We start from the raw sequence: 14,609 nt of genomic DNA on the forward strand, positions 1-14,609 counted from the left end.
GCCGATGAAGCGGAGCGACGTGGGCGAGTCGACCGAGGGGCCGGGCGCACCGGGGCAACGGCCGGGGGACGCGGGCAGGTCCGCCGGTGGTGGCGACGGCGAGAGTGGGCGGGCCGGCCGGGTCCGTCGACGGTTCCTGCCGCGGCCGGTGCGCAAGCGTCCGCACATCGTGGCGATGCGGGCGACGCTGGCGCTCAGCAGCATCGCGCTGCTCGCCTCCGGCCTGGCGCTGCTGATCTGGTTCAGCATGATGGGTGTTCGGCACTATCTGGAGTCGGGCGTCGACGAGGACCTGTCCACCGGCCGGACCGGCATCGAGCGGACCGGCATCACCAGTGCGCAGTTGTCCGAACCGGGCCCGACCGCGGGCATGCGCGATGTGCTGATGTCGGCCGGGCTGCACGGCAAGGTCTTCGTGCTGGTCGACGAGCGGGGCGTGGCCCTGCCGATCGCCGACCGGGCGCCGGATGCCCTGCAACGCGCGTTGGCGTCGACGTTTCGGGACGGGCGCGGCCTGATGCCGCATGCCGGGCCGCGCGGCATCTCGCTCGGTGGGGATTCCTACCGGTCCGCCGCGGTGCGCCTCGGCGACGGCCGCTACATCCTGCTGGCCCGCTCGACCGAGGAGCTCGACGCCGTGGTCGACCGGGTCGTGCACTTCGAACTGATGGTCGGCGGCGTGCTGCTGGTGCTGCTGGGCAGTTCCATCTACTGCCTCGCGTGGTGGCGGCTGCGGCCGTTGGAGGACATGGTCGAGACGGCGTCGGGCATCGCCGAGGGCGGTCCGGACCGGCCCGACCTGTCCGCGCGTGTGGCGGCGCGCAAGAGGTCGTTCAGCGAGGTCGAGCAGTTGCGGACCGCGTTGAACGCGATGTTGCAGCAGGTCGAGTCGGCGTTCGAGATCCGCGAGCACGCGGCGACGCACCTCAAGCGGTTCGTGGCCGACGCGTCGCACGAGCTGCGTACACCGTTGGCGGCGATTCGCGGCTATCTGCAGTTGTACGAGAAGGGCATGCTCGTCTCGGAGGACGAGCGCACCCGGGCCCTGAACCGGATGGGGGGCGAGGCCGAGCGCATGGCCCGGCTGGTCGACGAGTTGCTCGCGCTGGCCCGGCTGGACCAGCGCCCGCAGTTGCGACCGCGCCCGATCGACCTGGTGGGCATGGTGCGCGGGGCGGTCGCCGATCTGTCCGCGCAGCAGGCGACTCGGCGGGTGCATACGGACGCGCCGGACACCTGTGTGGTGCTGGCCGACGAGGCGACGCTGAGTCAGGTGGTCGGCAATCTGCTGGCCAATGTCCGGGCACACACGCCGGTGTCGGCGGACGTGCACGTGTCGGTGTCCGAGACCGCGGGCGACGACGGCGAGCGGCGTGCGGTGTTGCGGGTGCGCGACGAGGGACCGGGCATGCGACCGCAGGATGCCGAGCGCATCTTCGACCGGTTCTTCCGGGCCGCGCGCGAGCACGGCCGTACCGGTACGGCGGGCGGTGCCGACTCGGGCAGTGGTTCGGGTACGGGCAGCGGGCTCGGCATGGCCATCGTCTGGGCGGGGGTGGCCGCGAACCGGGGCAGTGTGCGGGTCGAGACCGAACCGGGCGCGGGCCTGACCGTCGTGATCGAACTGCCGGCCGCGAACGTCGACGTGTGCCGGCCCGGTGGCGGGGTGGACGAGCGGGACGGCGACGCGGCCGGCACCCGGCCGCCGGCGCTCGTGTCCCCGGAATCCCGATAGGCGCGTTCCCCCGGGTGGCCGGTGCCCGGGGCGTTCGGCCCTCGTCCCGGCCGACCCACGTCGAGGCGGGTCGGCCGGGGGTCGCCTAGTTCAGCGTGATCTGGCGGTTCAGCAGACCGTTGCGGGCGCTGCGCTGACGCGGCGTCAGCGGGCTGGTGTCCGCCATCGCGGCGGCGAGACGCTCACCGAACTCGCGGGCCGGCTTCTCCACGTCCTCGGCGGTCATCGCGGTCGGCAGGTCCCACACCGGGACGAGCAGCCCGTGCGCGCGGAACGAGCCGACGAAGCGGGTGCCCTCGCCCAGGCTCGACTCGCCGGCCGCGTGCAGCCGCGCGATGGCGTCGAGCAGTTCCTCCTCCGCGTGCGGCATGACCCAGCGCAGGTGGTTCTTCTCGGTGGTGCCACACCAGTACGCGGCGTCCACCGAGGTCAGCCGGACGGTCGGCATGGCCGCCGCGTTGGCCCGCTCCAGCGACGCGCTCACCTCGGCGTTCATCGCGGCCGGGTCGTCCACCCAGAAGTCGAAGCCCGGGTGCACGGTGATCTCGAGCGGCTTGGACAGGTCGAGCAGGTCCTGCAGCCGGTCGCCGGACTCGGGCAGCGGGCCGGGAGCGACCGAGGTGCCGTCCTCCTGGGCGAGCGCGCGTTCGAGGGCGTGCGCGATGTCCCGGCTGACGTCGCCCGAGCTGGTGTGGGTCTGCAGCCCGACCAGGATGGCGCCGTCGGCGCGCCGCAGCGCGGGCCAGGCCATCGGCAGCACGGTCGCGAGGGTGACCACCTGGTCGGCGTGCTCGCCGGTCAGGGTCAGCCGCGCGGTCGCGGCCGGGACCAATTCGCGCAGCGCGATCCAGTCGCACTCGTTCGGCAGCCCCTGGAAGGGACGCAGGACGAGCGTCTCGGCGGCGACGGATGCCTCGCGCCCGTGACATGCCTTGTACCGGCGGCCCGAGTTGCACGGGCACGGTTCGCGACCGCCGACGACCGGGACGGATCCCGTGGCGGCTGCGGTCTGGGTCTTGTTGCCGGTGTGGCCCTTCAGCGCGGCCTTCTTGCCCATGCTGCGGTCTCTCCGCCTCGGTGTCGGGGGGATGGTGGTCGACGACTCACCAGGTCCGAGGGTACTGAGTTCCGCGAGCACGAGTGGACGCTCGAACGCGTGCACGACGCGACCGTCGACCGGGGGCGGGCGGCACCGGGGCGCGCCGGGTTCAGTCGAGCGGGTCGACCGCGTCCAGGTCGAATTCGTCCCACAGGTGGTCGGCGGCGCGGGACTCGATCGGGACCAGCGCCCACACGGTGACCTCGTCCGGCGTGCCGCGCACGCCCCAGTCGGCGGCCAGCGTGCCGATGATGGACAGACCGCGACCGCCGTGTGCGCTCAGTGACGGGCTGGCCTGCCGGGGACGGGTGGAACTGCCGCCGTCGGTGACCTCGATCGCCAACAACCCGTCGGGACGCACCCACCAGGCCGCGCGCACGTTGCCGGACGGCAGGGCGCGGGCGTGGCGCAGCGCGTTGCTCAACAATTCGGAAAGGATCAACACCGCGTCGTCCACGACGGCCCCGGCGATGCCGCGTTCGCCGAGATCGATGGCCAGGCGGTGCCGAGCCGCGGACACACCGACCGGAGCGTGCGGTACCAACACCGCCGCGGAATCGGGCACCCCACGGGCCACGACCATTGCCACCCCCGGCCTCCTTAGTGCACACGTCTGCCTTGCGCACAGGTCTCTCGCGCGCGTCGGGCTTGAGATGCCCGATGCCGACGGACGGGAAACGGCGGGGCGCTGTGCGCTGAGACTCGCTCGGGGGCGTATAGGGGTATGTGATCCCGCCAAGACGGATATAACGTCTCGAAAGGCCACCAGCGTACGCCCCCCAATGGGGTCTAACCGGACACCTGGGCCAGTACCTGTCGTGGCCGATTCGTGATGATGGCATCCACGCCGAGCCGCAGGCACAGCTCGACGTCCTCGGGCGCGTCCACGGTCCACACGTGCACCCGGTGCCCGGCTCGATGCAGGCGGGCGACGTAGCGCGGGTGGGCGCGCACGATGTCGATGCTGGGGCCGGCGATGCGCACCTCGCGGGGCAATGTGCCGTCGCGGAACAGCAGCGGCACGTGCTCCATCAGGAACACGGTGGGCAGCTCGGGCGCCATCAGTCGCATCCGGCGCAGGGACAGCTGGGAGAAGCTCATCACCCGAATCAGCGACGGGTCCTCGGTGGCGGGCCGGGTCAGCCCGAACCGCTCCAGCAGATCGACCAGGCGGCGCTCGACCAGGCCCGCGTACCGGGTGGGGTGCTTGGTCTCGATCGCCAGGCGCACCGTGCGGGGCGAGTCCACCACCAGTTCGAGCAGGCGCTCCAGGGTGAGCACCGAGCGGCGGTCCCAGTCGGGGGCCTCCGGTTCGTCGGGGCGTTCGCGTTCGACGCCGGATTCCTTCCAGGAGCCGAAGTCGAGCGCGGACAGGTCCGCGAGCTCCAGCGTCGAGACGATCCCGCTGCCGTTGGAGGTGCGGTCGACCTTGCGGTCGTGGACGCACACCAGATGGCCGTCGGCGGTCAGGCGGACATCGCATTCCAGGGCGTCGGCGCCGTCCTCGATGGCCTGGAGGTAGGCCGCGAGCGTGTGCTCTGGGACGGTGTCGGACGCGCCTCGGTGGGCGACGACCTGCACGTTGGCGCGCAGTGGGCGCGCCCCGGTGGTGGACACGGAACAATCGTGCCATCCCGAGGTGAGCGCACGGTGACGGCCGGGTGTCCGGCGACGGTGTCCCGCGCCCGGACGGGCTCCCGAATCGGGTCGTCGGGGTGCTTTCGGGGCCGATCCTCGGTGATTCCGCCGGGATTTCCGTGCCGACGCGCGTGGCCGGACCTGCACGGATAACCCCGGGATAAGGGGGAGGGGCGTCCGGCGCGTCCGGCGCTTACGGTGTTCAGACAGGGCGTCGGGGAGTCTGTGCTCATCAAACATTCCGATGTGTGTGGGAGGAAGACCGTGAGCGACGACCGCGACGTGACCGGCGGCGAAGTCGGTTCACCGGTGCCGGGGGAGGGCCACGGATCGTCCTCCGCCACACCACTGCCGGCGCAGCCGGGGATCGGGTCCGAGGCGGCGCAGCCGGGGGTCGGCCCGGCGGCGGAGCCGGAGTTCCGCACCGAGGTGCCGGCCAAGCCGGTCGGGGCGCCCACCGTGGGACAGCCGCACGGGGAGGCCGGGGCGTACGGGGAGGTCGGGGCGCCGACCGCGGCGCTGCCGCCGGTGGGTGAGCCGACGGCCGAGGTGCCCGCCGCGTTCGCGGCCGGACCCGCCGCGGGTGGGGCGGGGGCTCCGCCGTTCGGGGGGACCGGCGCCTATCCGGGCTACCCGGGCTACCCCGGTTTCGGCGCACCGCCCAAGCCCAAGCGTCGGCCGTCCGGAATCCTGGTCGCGGCCGTGGTGGCCGCGCTGCTCGCCGGCGGCGTCGGCGGCGGGGTGGGCGCGTGGATCGTGGATCGGGACGACAAGCCGGCCTCGGCGGGTGTCGGCCCGTCCTCCTCTCCGGTGGACCCGGCCTCGCTGAACCGCTCGCCCACGAGCGTGGCGGGCATCGCCAAGCAGGCGGTCCCGAGCACGGTGACGATCAAGACCAAGGGCAAGGTGTCCGGCCAGGGCACCGAGAGCGGCACCGGTGCCGGCTTCGTCTACGACAAGCAGGGCCACATCCTGACCAACAACCACGTGGTGTCGCTGGCCGCCGCCGGTGGCGAGTTGAGCGTGACCTTCTCCGACGGCACCACCAAGCCGGCCAAGATCGTCGGCCGCGCCGAGGGTTACGACCTCGCGGTGATCAAGGTCGACGACATGCCCGCCGGCATCCAGCCGCTGCCGCTGGGCGACAACGACAAGGTCGCGGTCGGCGACCCGGTGATCGCGATCGGTGCGCCGTTCACCCTGTCCAACACGGTGACCACGGGCATCGTGAGCGCCAAGGACCGCCCGGTGGCCTCCGGCGACCAGCAAAAGGTCTCGTACATGAACGCGATCCAGACCGACGCGGCGATCAACCCGGGCAACTCCGGCGGTCCGCTCCTGAACGCGGCCGGCGAGGTGATCGGGATCAACTCGGCGATCCGCTCGACCGGCGGCGGCGGTCAGTCGCCGTTCGGCCAGCAGCAGGAGTCCGGCAGCATCGGCCTGGGCTTCGCGATCCCGGTCAACCAGGCCCGCTGGGTCGCGGACACGCTGATCCAGGGCAACAAGCCGGTCTACGCACAGATGGGCGTCCTGCCCGACTCGCGCTACACCGGCACCGGCGCCAAGATCATGGCGCAGGGCACCAACGGCCAGGACCCGGTCACCGCGAACGGCCCGGCGGCGAACGCGGGCCTGAAGGCCGGCGACGTGATCACCAAGCTGAACACCCGGGCGATCGGTTCCTACGAGGACCTGTTCAGCGAGATCTGGAGCCACCGTCCGGGCGACAAGGTGAAGGTCACCTACCAGCGCGACGGCAAGGAGGCCACCACCGAGGTCACCCTGGGTCAGCGGGTGGGCGACAACTGACCCCCGCCCCCGGCCACCCGTGGGCCCGCCCGGAATCCCCAGTGATCCGAGCCACCGCTCATGAGAGACTGATGCCGCCCGCGCCCCAACCAGGTCGCGGCGCTGGAGGACTCGCCTAGTGGCCGATGGCGGCAGTCTTGAAAACTGCTAACAGGGGTGACTCTGTTCGTGGGTTCGAATCCCACGTCCTCCGCTGACCTGCAGGAATGCGGAGTTGAGAGACCGCCGGTGCGTGTCTCGGGACCTAAGGTGTGCCCGAGGTGTGCCCGGCGGTTTTCTCGTTGGCGCGCGGGATGAACTGCTCGGCGGCCTCGGCCGATGCGGCGGCGACCTCCTCGAAGAGGGTCGCGTAGACGTCTGCGGTGAACGCGTACGTGGAGTGGCCGAGCATGACCTGGACCTCTTTCATGTTGCCGCCGCTGCCCAGGTGGATCGCCGCGGCGCCGTGCCGGAGGTCGTGGAATCGGATGGGCGGGAGGCCGGCGGACTCGACGAGGGCGCGGAACTCGTCGGTCAGGTCGGCCGGGTGATACGACTCACCGTTCTCTCGGGTGAACACGAGGCCGTTGTCGACCCAGGCCGCGCCCCAGGCGAGCTTCTGCTCCTTCTGCCGGACGCGGTGGGTGCGGAGAACGGGCACGTTCCTCGTCCCCAGCGAGACGGTTCGCGTGCTGGTCTCGCTCTTGGGCGAGCTGATCTTGACGGTCGTGCCGTAGTGCACGATCTGTTGCGAGATGGTCAGCCGGTTGGCCTCCAGGTCGACGTTGGTCCAGGGCAGCCCGCACGCCTCGCCGCGACGCAGGCCCCGAGTGGCGACGAGGTGGAAGAGGGCGTACATCGGGTGGTCGACCACGTGGTCGAGGAAGGCGCCGGTGTGCTCGCGGGTCCACACCATGACGGGGGAGGGACGCTCACCGGTCTCGCGCCAGCGGGCGACCAGTTCGTCGTTCCACAGGATCGGCCGGGCCGGCTCGGCCGGGGGCAGTTCGACCCATTGCGCCGCGTTGAAGGTGAGCAACTGCTGCCGGATCGCGTCGTTCAACGCGTTGCGCAGGACGTCGCGGATGCGGCCCATGGTGGTGCGGCCGACCAGGCACTTGCGCAGGCCGGGCAGGTCGGCCAACTGCTCGCGGTTGCCCGTCGCGCGGGCCTCGATGATCGTTTCGTTGCGCTCCTCGATCCAGTCGAAGAGGTCGGCGACGTGGGTCGTACGCAGCCGATCGAGGCGTCGGTGCCCGAGGAACGGCTTGAGGTAGAGCTCGACGATCGAGCGGTAGCCGCGCAGCGTGCCCTCGCCCACACGCTTCTTGCCGGCCAGCCACGCGTCGAGGTGGTCCCCAACGGTGATGCGGCTGGTCATGGACTGACCGGTGCTCAGCCTTCGGGCCGTCTCGTCGACCTCGGGGAGCGGTTCGCCGCTGGTGACGCACGAGCGCAACAACGCGGCGATCGCGTTGCGGTCCTCGGGCTCCTCGTCGACGGACAGCGCGAGGATGCCCCGGAAGCGGTCGATGTCCGGGAGCGGGAGCCGCTTGTCGGCGGCGACCGCGACCAGGAGCTCGGCGACGAGGTCACGAGCGAACGTGTCCTTCTCGGCGGGCGCCGACAGCAGCGCGCGGACGTGGTCGAGGACCGCCTGGGCGCTCGTCGCGTTCTCGCATCCGGACCGGCGGAAATACCGGCGCTCCCCCTCGGCGGTCGGCGGCAGTTCCTGCCGGACGGCCCAACTCCCGTGGCCCTTCTTACGCAGCAGGGGGCACTTGGTGCCCAGCTTCTTGCCCGTCTTAGGGTCTTGGCACCCGCAGCGCCGTGTGGTGGATCCCTTCACGCATCGCCCTCCTCGTCGTCGTCGAAGTCCTCGTCCACAAAAGCCAGATCATCGGGAAGCGCGGGTAGCGCGTAGCCGGCGTGGACCATTTCGAGACGGTGCTCGTGCAGGGCGTGCGCTTCGCTGTGGATCATGAATCCGAGCTGCGTGTTGGACAGGTTCAGCTCCTCTCGGCGCTTCGCGCTCCGCGCGGTGACCGCCTCCAACTGCCGTTCCTGGTAGACCGTCAGCATCCGACGGAGACCCACCACCGCGTTCCAGTGCAGTCGGTAGTCGTGCAGCACCGCCCACGGCGATCCCTCCGGCGGCTCCTCCTTCGCCGGCAACTCCCCCGTGAACCAGGTCATCGCCTCCCAGGTGGGCGTGTTCTTGCCCGGCTCCAGCTGCACGTCGATTTCCGTGCCCAGGGGGAAGATCAGGCTGATCGGGGCCACGTCCAGAGCTCTGGCGAGGATGAAGACCTCCGCCACCGAGACCAGCGACCTGCGTCCGCTCTCCAGGTTGGCCAGCACCGTCCGCGGGATCGGGTACCCGAGCGCCGCGCACGCGTCGGCCAACTCTTGGGCGCTCCAGCCCTTCTCCTTCCTGTACCGCTTGATCTGGCCGGCGATCATCGCGACCACCGCCGAGTCGAAATCTTTCTGTGTCATAGATGCACAATAGCAGAGAGAAAAGTGTGTGTGCGACTCGTGTGATACAACTTCTCCGGAAGGAACCGTCGTTACCCGAAGGAGATGCCCTTGAACGACAAGAAGAGTGCCTCTGCGACACGTGGCATGACTCGCTCGGAGCTGCTCAACCTGCCTGCTGCGATCGATCTCGACACCGCGAACCGAGCCCTCTCGTTGGGGCGTACCAAGGGATACGAGCTGGCCAAGCAAGGCAAGTACCCATGCGCGGTCCTCCACTTCGGCAACGTGTACCGAGTGATCACCGCCGACCTGCTCCGTCTGCTCCAGATCGAGGAGCAGCCCGATCGGGCTGCAGAGCACGGGCGAGAGGCCGCCTAGATGTCGATTGTGTCGCAGCGGCGAGAAAAACTAGATCTCTCAGGCGGCTACCACGTATGTTCCTGGTCCGCCCCGGGGTGCCAGCCCTGCGGGACCGCTGCGAGGCGCTACCACGCCCCGCACATCGCAAGGGGACACCTGACAGCCACCTCGGACATGAAGAAGCCCCTGGCGTCTACCAACGCCAAGGGCCTCAAGATCCACACCGGATACGCCCAGTCCTGAACGATCACTGCGCGGTAGCGGCGGGCCTTGCCGGGCTCGTCGCCACCGGGTGAGGAGAATCTGTGCCCCACAGTACGACGCCGCGTCCTTCGACGCCAAGCGCGTCGTCGACCGACGAGCGCCCGCCCCGCTACGCGGATTGGCCTCCGGTTCGGATCCCCGGCGGACCGGTCGCCGCAGAGCCGGGCTCGGCGGCTGACGCGTCGATGCCTGACGATGTGGACGGTCCGCGCCCGCCGGTTTCCCTGCCGGACATGCCCGCGACCGAGGGCGACGCCCTGCTCAACGAGCTGCGTGCCGCGATCGCGCGCTACGTGATCCTGCCTCACGCCACCGCCCTGGACGCGGTGACCCTGTGGACGGCGGCGACCCACCTGCAGCCGGCGTTCCAGCACGCGCCGCGCCTGGCGGTGGTGGCTCCGGCGAAGCGGTGCGGGAAGTCCCGCCTCCTGGACGTCCTGCACGAGACCGTGCACGACCCGTGCATCACGGTGAACGCGACGCCGGCGGCGATCTTCCGCTCGATCACGGACGAGCCGCCGACACTGCTCGTCGACGAGGCCGACACGCTGTTCGGCAGCGCGAAGGTCGCGGAGAAGAATGAGGAGATGCGCGGTCTCCTCAACGCCGGCCACCAGCGCAACCGCTACACCCTGCGGGTGGTGGGCAACGACCACAAGCCGCACCGCTTCAACACCTTCGCCATGGCGGCGATAGCCGGGATCGGTGACCTCCCCGACACGATCATGGACCGCGCCGTGGTCATCCGCATGCGCCGCAAGATCAAGGGAGAACGCGCAGCGCCCTTCCGAACCCGCCGCGACCAGCCGGCGCTCAACGACCTGCGCGACCGGCTCGCCGCGTGGCTGCGCTCGGTGGCCGACGCCGCCGCCGACGCGGAGCCCGAGATGCCCGTCGAGGACCGAGCGGCCGACACCTGGGAGCCCCTGGTCGTGGTCGCCGACCTCGCCGGCGGGTCCTGGCCCCGGGCAGCGCGCGTGGCATGCGCGGAGATGACCGCCGCCGAGGAGGCGAACGACGACCAGGGCGGCCTGGGCATCCGCCTGCTCGCGGACTGCCGGAGCGTGTTCGCCCAGCACAACGACATCGCGGCGCTGTCCACCGGGCAACTCCTGAACGCGCTGCGCGCCGACGCCGAGGCTCCCTGGGCCGACCACGGCGCGAACGGCCTCACCCCGCGTGCACTGGGGATCCTGCTCAAGGACTACGGGATCACCTCGTCCAACATCCGCTTCCCCGACCACAACCAGCGCAAGGGCTTCACCCGCAACCAGTTCGCCGACGCATGGCACCGCTACTGCCCTGCGCCGGGGACGGAGCCGGCCCAGAGTCCCTGACGAGACCGCTACCGGTCCCACCCGTCCCACTCGTCCCTGCGCAGGTCAGCGCGGGGACGAGTCCCCGGGCGGGACGAGTCGACCCGTCCCACGCACCCACCGCACCGGACCTCCACCACGCGTCGGCACACCTGCGGCTACCGGGACGAGACCGATCTCGGGCGCTATCCGTCCCCACTCGTCCCAGCCGTCCCCGCGCAGGTCGGCGCCGGGGCGAACCTCCGCATGGGACGAGTCGACCCGTCCCACGGACACGACCCGTACCGCGCCGACCAGCCATGCAACGAGTGGGACGAGTGCAACGGCACCGCGCCCGACCCTCGCCCAAACCCCTGCCCACCCCACCCACGCCCCCACAAGGAGCGACCCTGACCACCATCACCGACACCACCACCGGCCACGCCCAGGCGACGGCCTGGGACCGCGCGGCCATCGCCGGGCTCGGCCTCGCCGGGTTCGCCCTCTCCTACGACGCGCTGCGGCAGATGGCCGTGGCCGTCCACGTACGCGGCGCCCTGAGCTTCCTGTTCCCGCTACTGATCGACGGGTTCATCGCCTACGGCATCCGCGCACTCCTGGTCCTGCGGACCGCACCACCGGCCGCCCGGGTGTACGTGTGGCTGCTGTTCGGATCGGCGACCGGCGCGAGCATCTGGGCCAACGCCCTCCACGCCGTCCGCATCAACCAGCAGACCGACCCGAGCGACCCCGGGCTGCGGTTGGGCGACACCACCGTCGGCGTCCTGTCGACCCTCGCCCCGCTCGCCCTCGCCGGAGCGGTCCACCTCTACATCCTCATCGCCCGCCAACCGGCACCCGCCACCGCCGCGACCGACCGGCGGATCGCGCCCGGACACCCGTCCCGGATCGGCGACCCGGTGACCGACCGGATGCCCACAGCAACGGTCACTGGGGACGTCGAGCAGACCGAACTCGCCCTCGCCGGACCGGAGGCAACCGTGTTCTCCGCCGAGCCGGACCCCGCCACGGCCGAGGACGACCTTCTGCCGGCCGCCCGCCGGGCCGTCGCGGACGGCGGCCGGATCACCCGGGCGATCGTCGCCAACGCCCTGCGCGACCAGGGCCGCCGCGTCTCCAACGAGCGCCTCACCGACCTGATGCGGACCCTGCGCGACGAGGCCGACGCCGCCTCGAAGACGCCCGCCCGCAGCTGATCGCCTGTCACCGACCCGCACCCGCTCGGACGTTCCGGGCGGGTGACCTCTTCCCCAGTCAGGAGCCGGAATCTTGAGCGACGAACTCCCCTTCGCCACAACGCAGAACCTCCTCGGCGGGGCGAGCAAGCAAGGCGTGGGGCCCACCGGCACGCCCGCCCACCCCAGCACCCCAAACCCCGAGAGCGGGGACGGCGCACACGGCCCGCAGCGCCGGGGGGCGCGACGGGAGGGGGAACCGCCTCACACCGCCGCCGACACGCCGCCGCACACGCCCGTCGACGCCTCCTCTGCCGCGCCCGCCAAGCCGCGCATCCGCAAGCGCAAGAAGATCCAGCGCAAACCCGTGAGCGTGCGCCTGTCCCCATCCGAGCGCGCCGAACTGCAGGAAGCGGCCACCACGGAGCGCCATACTCTCGCCCGGTACATCGCCGATGCCGCCCTCGCCCGGGCACGGGCCACCGGCTTGCGGATCGACGGCGCGGACGACGCCCTCCTCGACGAACTCGTCCGCACCCGGACCGCCCTGGTCCGTCAGGGCACCTTGCTCAACCAGGTCGCCCACCGCCTCAACGCGGGCGGATCAACCCACCCCCAGGACACCGCCCTGGCCGCCGCGGTCACCGACGGGATCGACCACTGCCGCCTGGTCGTCGAACGGGTCGAGGCGGCGACCGACCGGCGCCTGGGACGAACGGCCACCCGATGATCGTTAAGATCAGGAACGGGCGCAGAACCCGAGGAGTGCTGCACTACCTGTTCGGCCCCGGTGGGAGCGCAAGCCCTCACAGCAGTCAGCACATCGTCGCCTCCTGGGAGGGTTTCCTCCCGGAACCCGGACACCTCACCCCCGGCTCACCCGAGCACAACGCCGTCCTGACCCGCCTGGCCCGTCTGATGGACGTGCGCGTGGACCAGGCCGGGGCCAACGCGCCCGACAAGCACGTGTGGCACTGCTCGCTGCGCAACCACGCCCGGGACCGGACCCTGACCGACCAGGAGTGGGCCCAGGCGGCCCGCCGCGTGGTCGCCGCGGCCGGCATCGCGCCCGAGGGCGACCCGGACGGGTGCCGCTGGGTCGCCGTCCGCCACGCCGACGACCACATCCACATCGTCGCCACCCTCGTGCGGGCCGACCTGCGCCGCCCGGACAACTACCGGGACGTCTTCCGCGCCGCCGCGGAATGCGCCCTCATCGAACAGGAATGGGGTCTGACCCGTGTCGACCGGTCCGACCGCACCGCCGCCCAACGCCCCACCGACGCCGAGCGCCTCAAGGCCGAACGCCGAAGAAACGCTTCCACCCCGCGCGAACAACTGAGAGAAAGAGTCCGCACCGCAGTCGCGGCAGCCTCGAACGAGACGGAGTTCTTCACCGCTCTCGACCGGCTCGGGGTCGAGGTCAGGAAACGAATCCTGCCCTCCGGCGACATCGGCGGCTACAACGTCGCACTCCCCGACGACACCAACGCCCACGGCGAACCCATCTGGTTCAGCGGCACCAGACTCGCCCCCGACCTGTCCCTGCCCAAGATCCGCGCCCGCTTCCACCCCGCTGCCCACCGCGACCCTTCCACCGCCGAACCCTGGCATCGGGCGGCCACCACCCTCGACGCCCTCCCCGGACACCTTCGCCACGGCGAGGACGAAGCGGCGGCCGGACAACTCTCCGCATTGGGCGAGGCGTTCGCCGCCATGGTCATCGTCACCACCGGTCCCACCCGCATCGAGGTTCGGCGAGCCTCGATCGCGTTCGAACGCGCCACCCGCTCCCGCGTCCGGGCCAATCAACGCGCCGGAGACCAGCTGCGTGCCGCCGCCCGCGACCTCCTGTGGGCCGGCCGCGGCGAACAGGACGGCGGAGCGACCGCCATGATCCTGTGCGCCCTCGTCCTGGCCGCACTCGCCGCCACCCACTGGCACCGGGCCCGCAACCACCACCAACAGGCCGCCGCAGCCCACCAGGCCCTGACCCACCTCCAAGCCGCATACCGCCACACCACCACGCCACGCCCCACGACCACACGCGCAACCCGACCCGGCGCCCCGCCCGCAGCGCGCGACCAGGAGACGCCCCCGGCGACGCCCGAACTCCTGGAAGCCCTGCGGCAAGTACTGCCCGAGCACGCCGACCGCATCGTGGCCAACCCCGCCTGGCCCGCCCTCAACACCGCGCTCACCCACTCCACCCGCACCGGCAAGACACCGGCCACCGTCCTGCTCGAAGCCGCCGGACAACGCGAACTCGACACCGCGACCTCACCCGCCGAAGTCCTCACCTGGCGCATCCGCCGCCAACTCCACCAACCCACCGCCCGACACCGAGCCGCCACCACCCGCAGCACCACATGCCCGACCGCAACACCGACCCGACCCACCCCCACACCGATCCACCACACCACGGAGGAGCACCGCCGCAGACGCTGACCCACACAGCCGCCAGGGCTGTCGTGACCTGCACGAACGCGCTCCCAAGCGAGTCGCCGAACACGATGGACTTGTACGCCCGGTCGGGGGCATGGTGTGCTCCCCGACCGGAGAGGAACCCGTGCACGAACCCCACCCCGAGCTTCCGAACCTGCACCCCATGCCCCAACCCGGCACCTACGACCAGGACGCCCTCGTGGTGTGCATCGAGCACCCCGACGAACTCCGCGTCACCGGCATCCCCGTACGCTGCCCCGCCTGCGACGCCCGCCGCGACTGGCTCCTCGTCCACCACCAAGGCC

Annotated in this window: 12 protein-coding genes and 1 tRNA gene; 8 read left to right on the plus strand and 5 right to left on the minus strand. The window is 71.3% G+C overall.

The window, feature by feature from the left end; translation table 11 throughout:
• Positions 1–4 precede the first annotated feature (4 nt).
• The gene (locus ACFXMF_RS08565; protein WP_379992604.1) at positions 5–1,735 is read left to right on the plus strand and encodes a sensor histidine kinase; all 1,731 of its coding nucleotides are present in this window, start codon (positions 5–7) and stop codon (positions 1,733–1,735) included.
• Positions 1,736–1,820: 85 nt separating this feature from the next.
• Here ACFXMF_RS08565 and ACFXMF_RS08570 read toward each other — a convergent pair whose 3' ends face one another.
• The 3 genes from ACFXMF_RS08570 to ACFXMF_RS08580 all read right to left on the minus strand — a co-directional run bounded on the left by ACFXMF_RS08570 (position 1,821) and on the right by ACFXMF_RS08580 (position 4,451).
• Positions 1,821–2,792 (minus strand): DUF5926 family protein, encoded by a 972-nt coding sequence (locus tag ACFXMF_RS08570; RefSeq protein ID WP_360311171.1) that lies wholly within the window; start codon positions 2,790–2,792, stop codon positions 1,821–1,823.
• Positions 2,793–2,943: 151 nt separating this feature from the next.
• Positions 2,944–3,417, minus strand: a complete 474-nt coding sequence (locus tag ACFXMF_RS08575) for an ATP-binding protein (RefSeq protein ID WP_379991960.1) — start codon at positions 3,415–3,417, stop codon at positions 2,944–2,946.
• A gap of 206 nt (positions 3,418–3,623) precedes the next feature.
• Positions 3,624–4,451 (minus strand): glycerophosphodiester phosphodiesterase, encoded by an 828-nt coding sequence (locus ACFXMF_RS08580; protein ID WP_360311169.1) that lies wholly within the window; start codon positions 4,449–4,451, stop codon positions 3,624–3,626.
• Between the two features lie 285 nt (positions 4,452–4,736).
• Here ACFXMF_RS08580 and ACFXMF_RS08585 point away from each other — a divergent pair, with 285 nt between their 5' ends.
• Both ACFXMF_RS08585 and ACFXMF_RS08590 read left to right on the plus strand, forming a co-directional pair.
• On the plus strand, positions 4,737–6,284 hold the full coding sequence (locus tag ACFXMF_RS08585; RefSeq protein ID WP_360311167.1) for a trypsin-like peptidase domain-containing protein: 1,548 nt from the start codon (positions 4,737–4,739) through the stop codon (positions 6,282–6,284).
• A 104-nt stretch (positions 6,285–6,388) separates the two neighbouring features.
• Positions 6,389–6,477: transfer RNA gene (locus tag ACFXMF_RS08590), tRNA-Ser, on the plus strand.
• 51 nt (positions 6,478–6,528) lie between these two features.
• Here ACFXMF_RS08590 and ACFXMF_RS08595 read toward each other — a convergent pair.
• The gene (locus tag ACFXMF_RS08595) at positions 6,529–8,112 is read right to left on the minus strand and encodes a tyrosine-type recombinase/integrase (RefSeq protein ID WP_379991959.1); all 1,584 of its coding nucleotides are present in this window, start codon (positions 8,110–8,112) and stop codon (positions 6,529–6,531) included.
• Positions 8,109–8,762, minus strand: a complete 654-nt coding sequence (locus ACFXMF_RS08600) for a helix-turn-helix transcriptional regulator (protein WP_379991958.1) — start codon at positions 8,760–8,762, stop codon at positions 8,109–8,111. The genes ACFXMF_RS08595 and ACFXMF_RS08600 overlap by 4 nt, the downstream gene beginning before the upstream one ends.
• 84 nt (positions 8,763–8,846) lie before the next feature.
• On the opposite strand from ACFXMF_RS08600, the gene ACFXMF_RS08605 reads away from it, so the two are divergent.
• The 5 genes from ACFXMF_RS08605 (at position 8,847) to ACFXMF_RS08625 (ending at position 14,307) form a co-directional block, all read left to right on the plus strand.
• Complete coding sequence (locus ACFXMF_RS08605; protein WP_379991956.1) at positions 8,847–9,122, plus strand: hypothetical protein; 276 nt, start codon at positions 8,847–8,849, stop codon at positions 9,120–9,122.
• A 479-nt stretch (positions 9,123–9,601) separates the two neighbouring features.
• Positions 9,602–10,705 carry a DUF3631 domain-containing protein gene (locus ACFXMF_RS08610; protein WP_379991955.1) on the plus strand — a complete coding sequence of 368 codons (1,104 nt, stop codon included), beginning with the start codon at positions 9,602–9,604 and terminating at the stop codon, positions 10,703–10,705.
• Positions 10,706–11,082: 377 nt separating this feature from the next.
• Entirely contained in the window at positions 11,083–11,880 is a 798-nt protein-coding gene (locus ACFXMF_RS08615) for a DUF2637 domain-containing protein (RefSeq protein ID WP_380020581.1), read from the plus strand.
• Positions 11,881–11,953: 73 nt separating this feature from the next.
• Positions 11,954–12,589: a plasmid mobilization protein gene (locus tag ACFXMF_RS08620; protein ID WP_380020577.1), complete on the plus strand. Its 636-nt coding sequence runs from the start codon at positions 11,954–11,956 to the stop codon at positions 12,587–12,589.
• Positions 12,586–14,307 carry a relaxase/mobilization nuclease domain-containing protein gene (locus ACFXMF_RS08625; RefSeq protein ID WP_379992826.1) on the plus strand — a complete coding sequence of 574 codons (1,722 nt, stop codon included), beginning with the start codon at positions 12,586–12,588 and terminating at the stop codon, positions 14,305–14,307. Before ACFXMF_RS08620 ends, ACFXMF_RS08625 begins: the two co-directional genes overlap by 4 nt.
• Positions 14,308–14,609: the final 302 nt, after the last annotated feature.

This window comes from Embleya sp. NPDC059213 (assembly GCF_042754445.1).
In the GTDB taxonomy this organism is placed as follows: Bacteria; Actinomycetota; Actinomycetes; order Streptomycetales; family Streptomycetaceae; genus Embleya.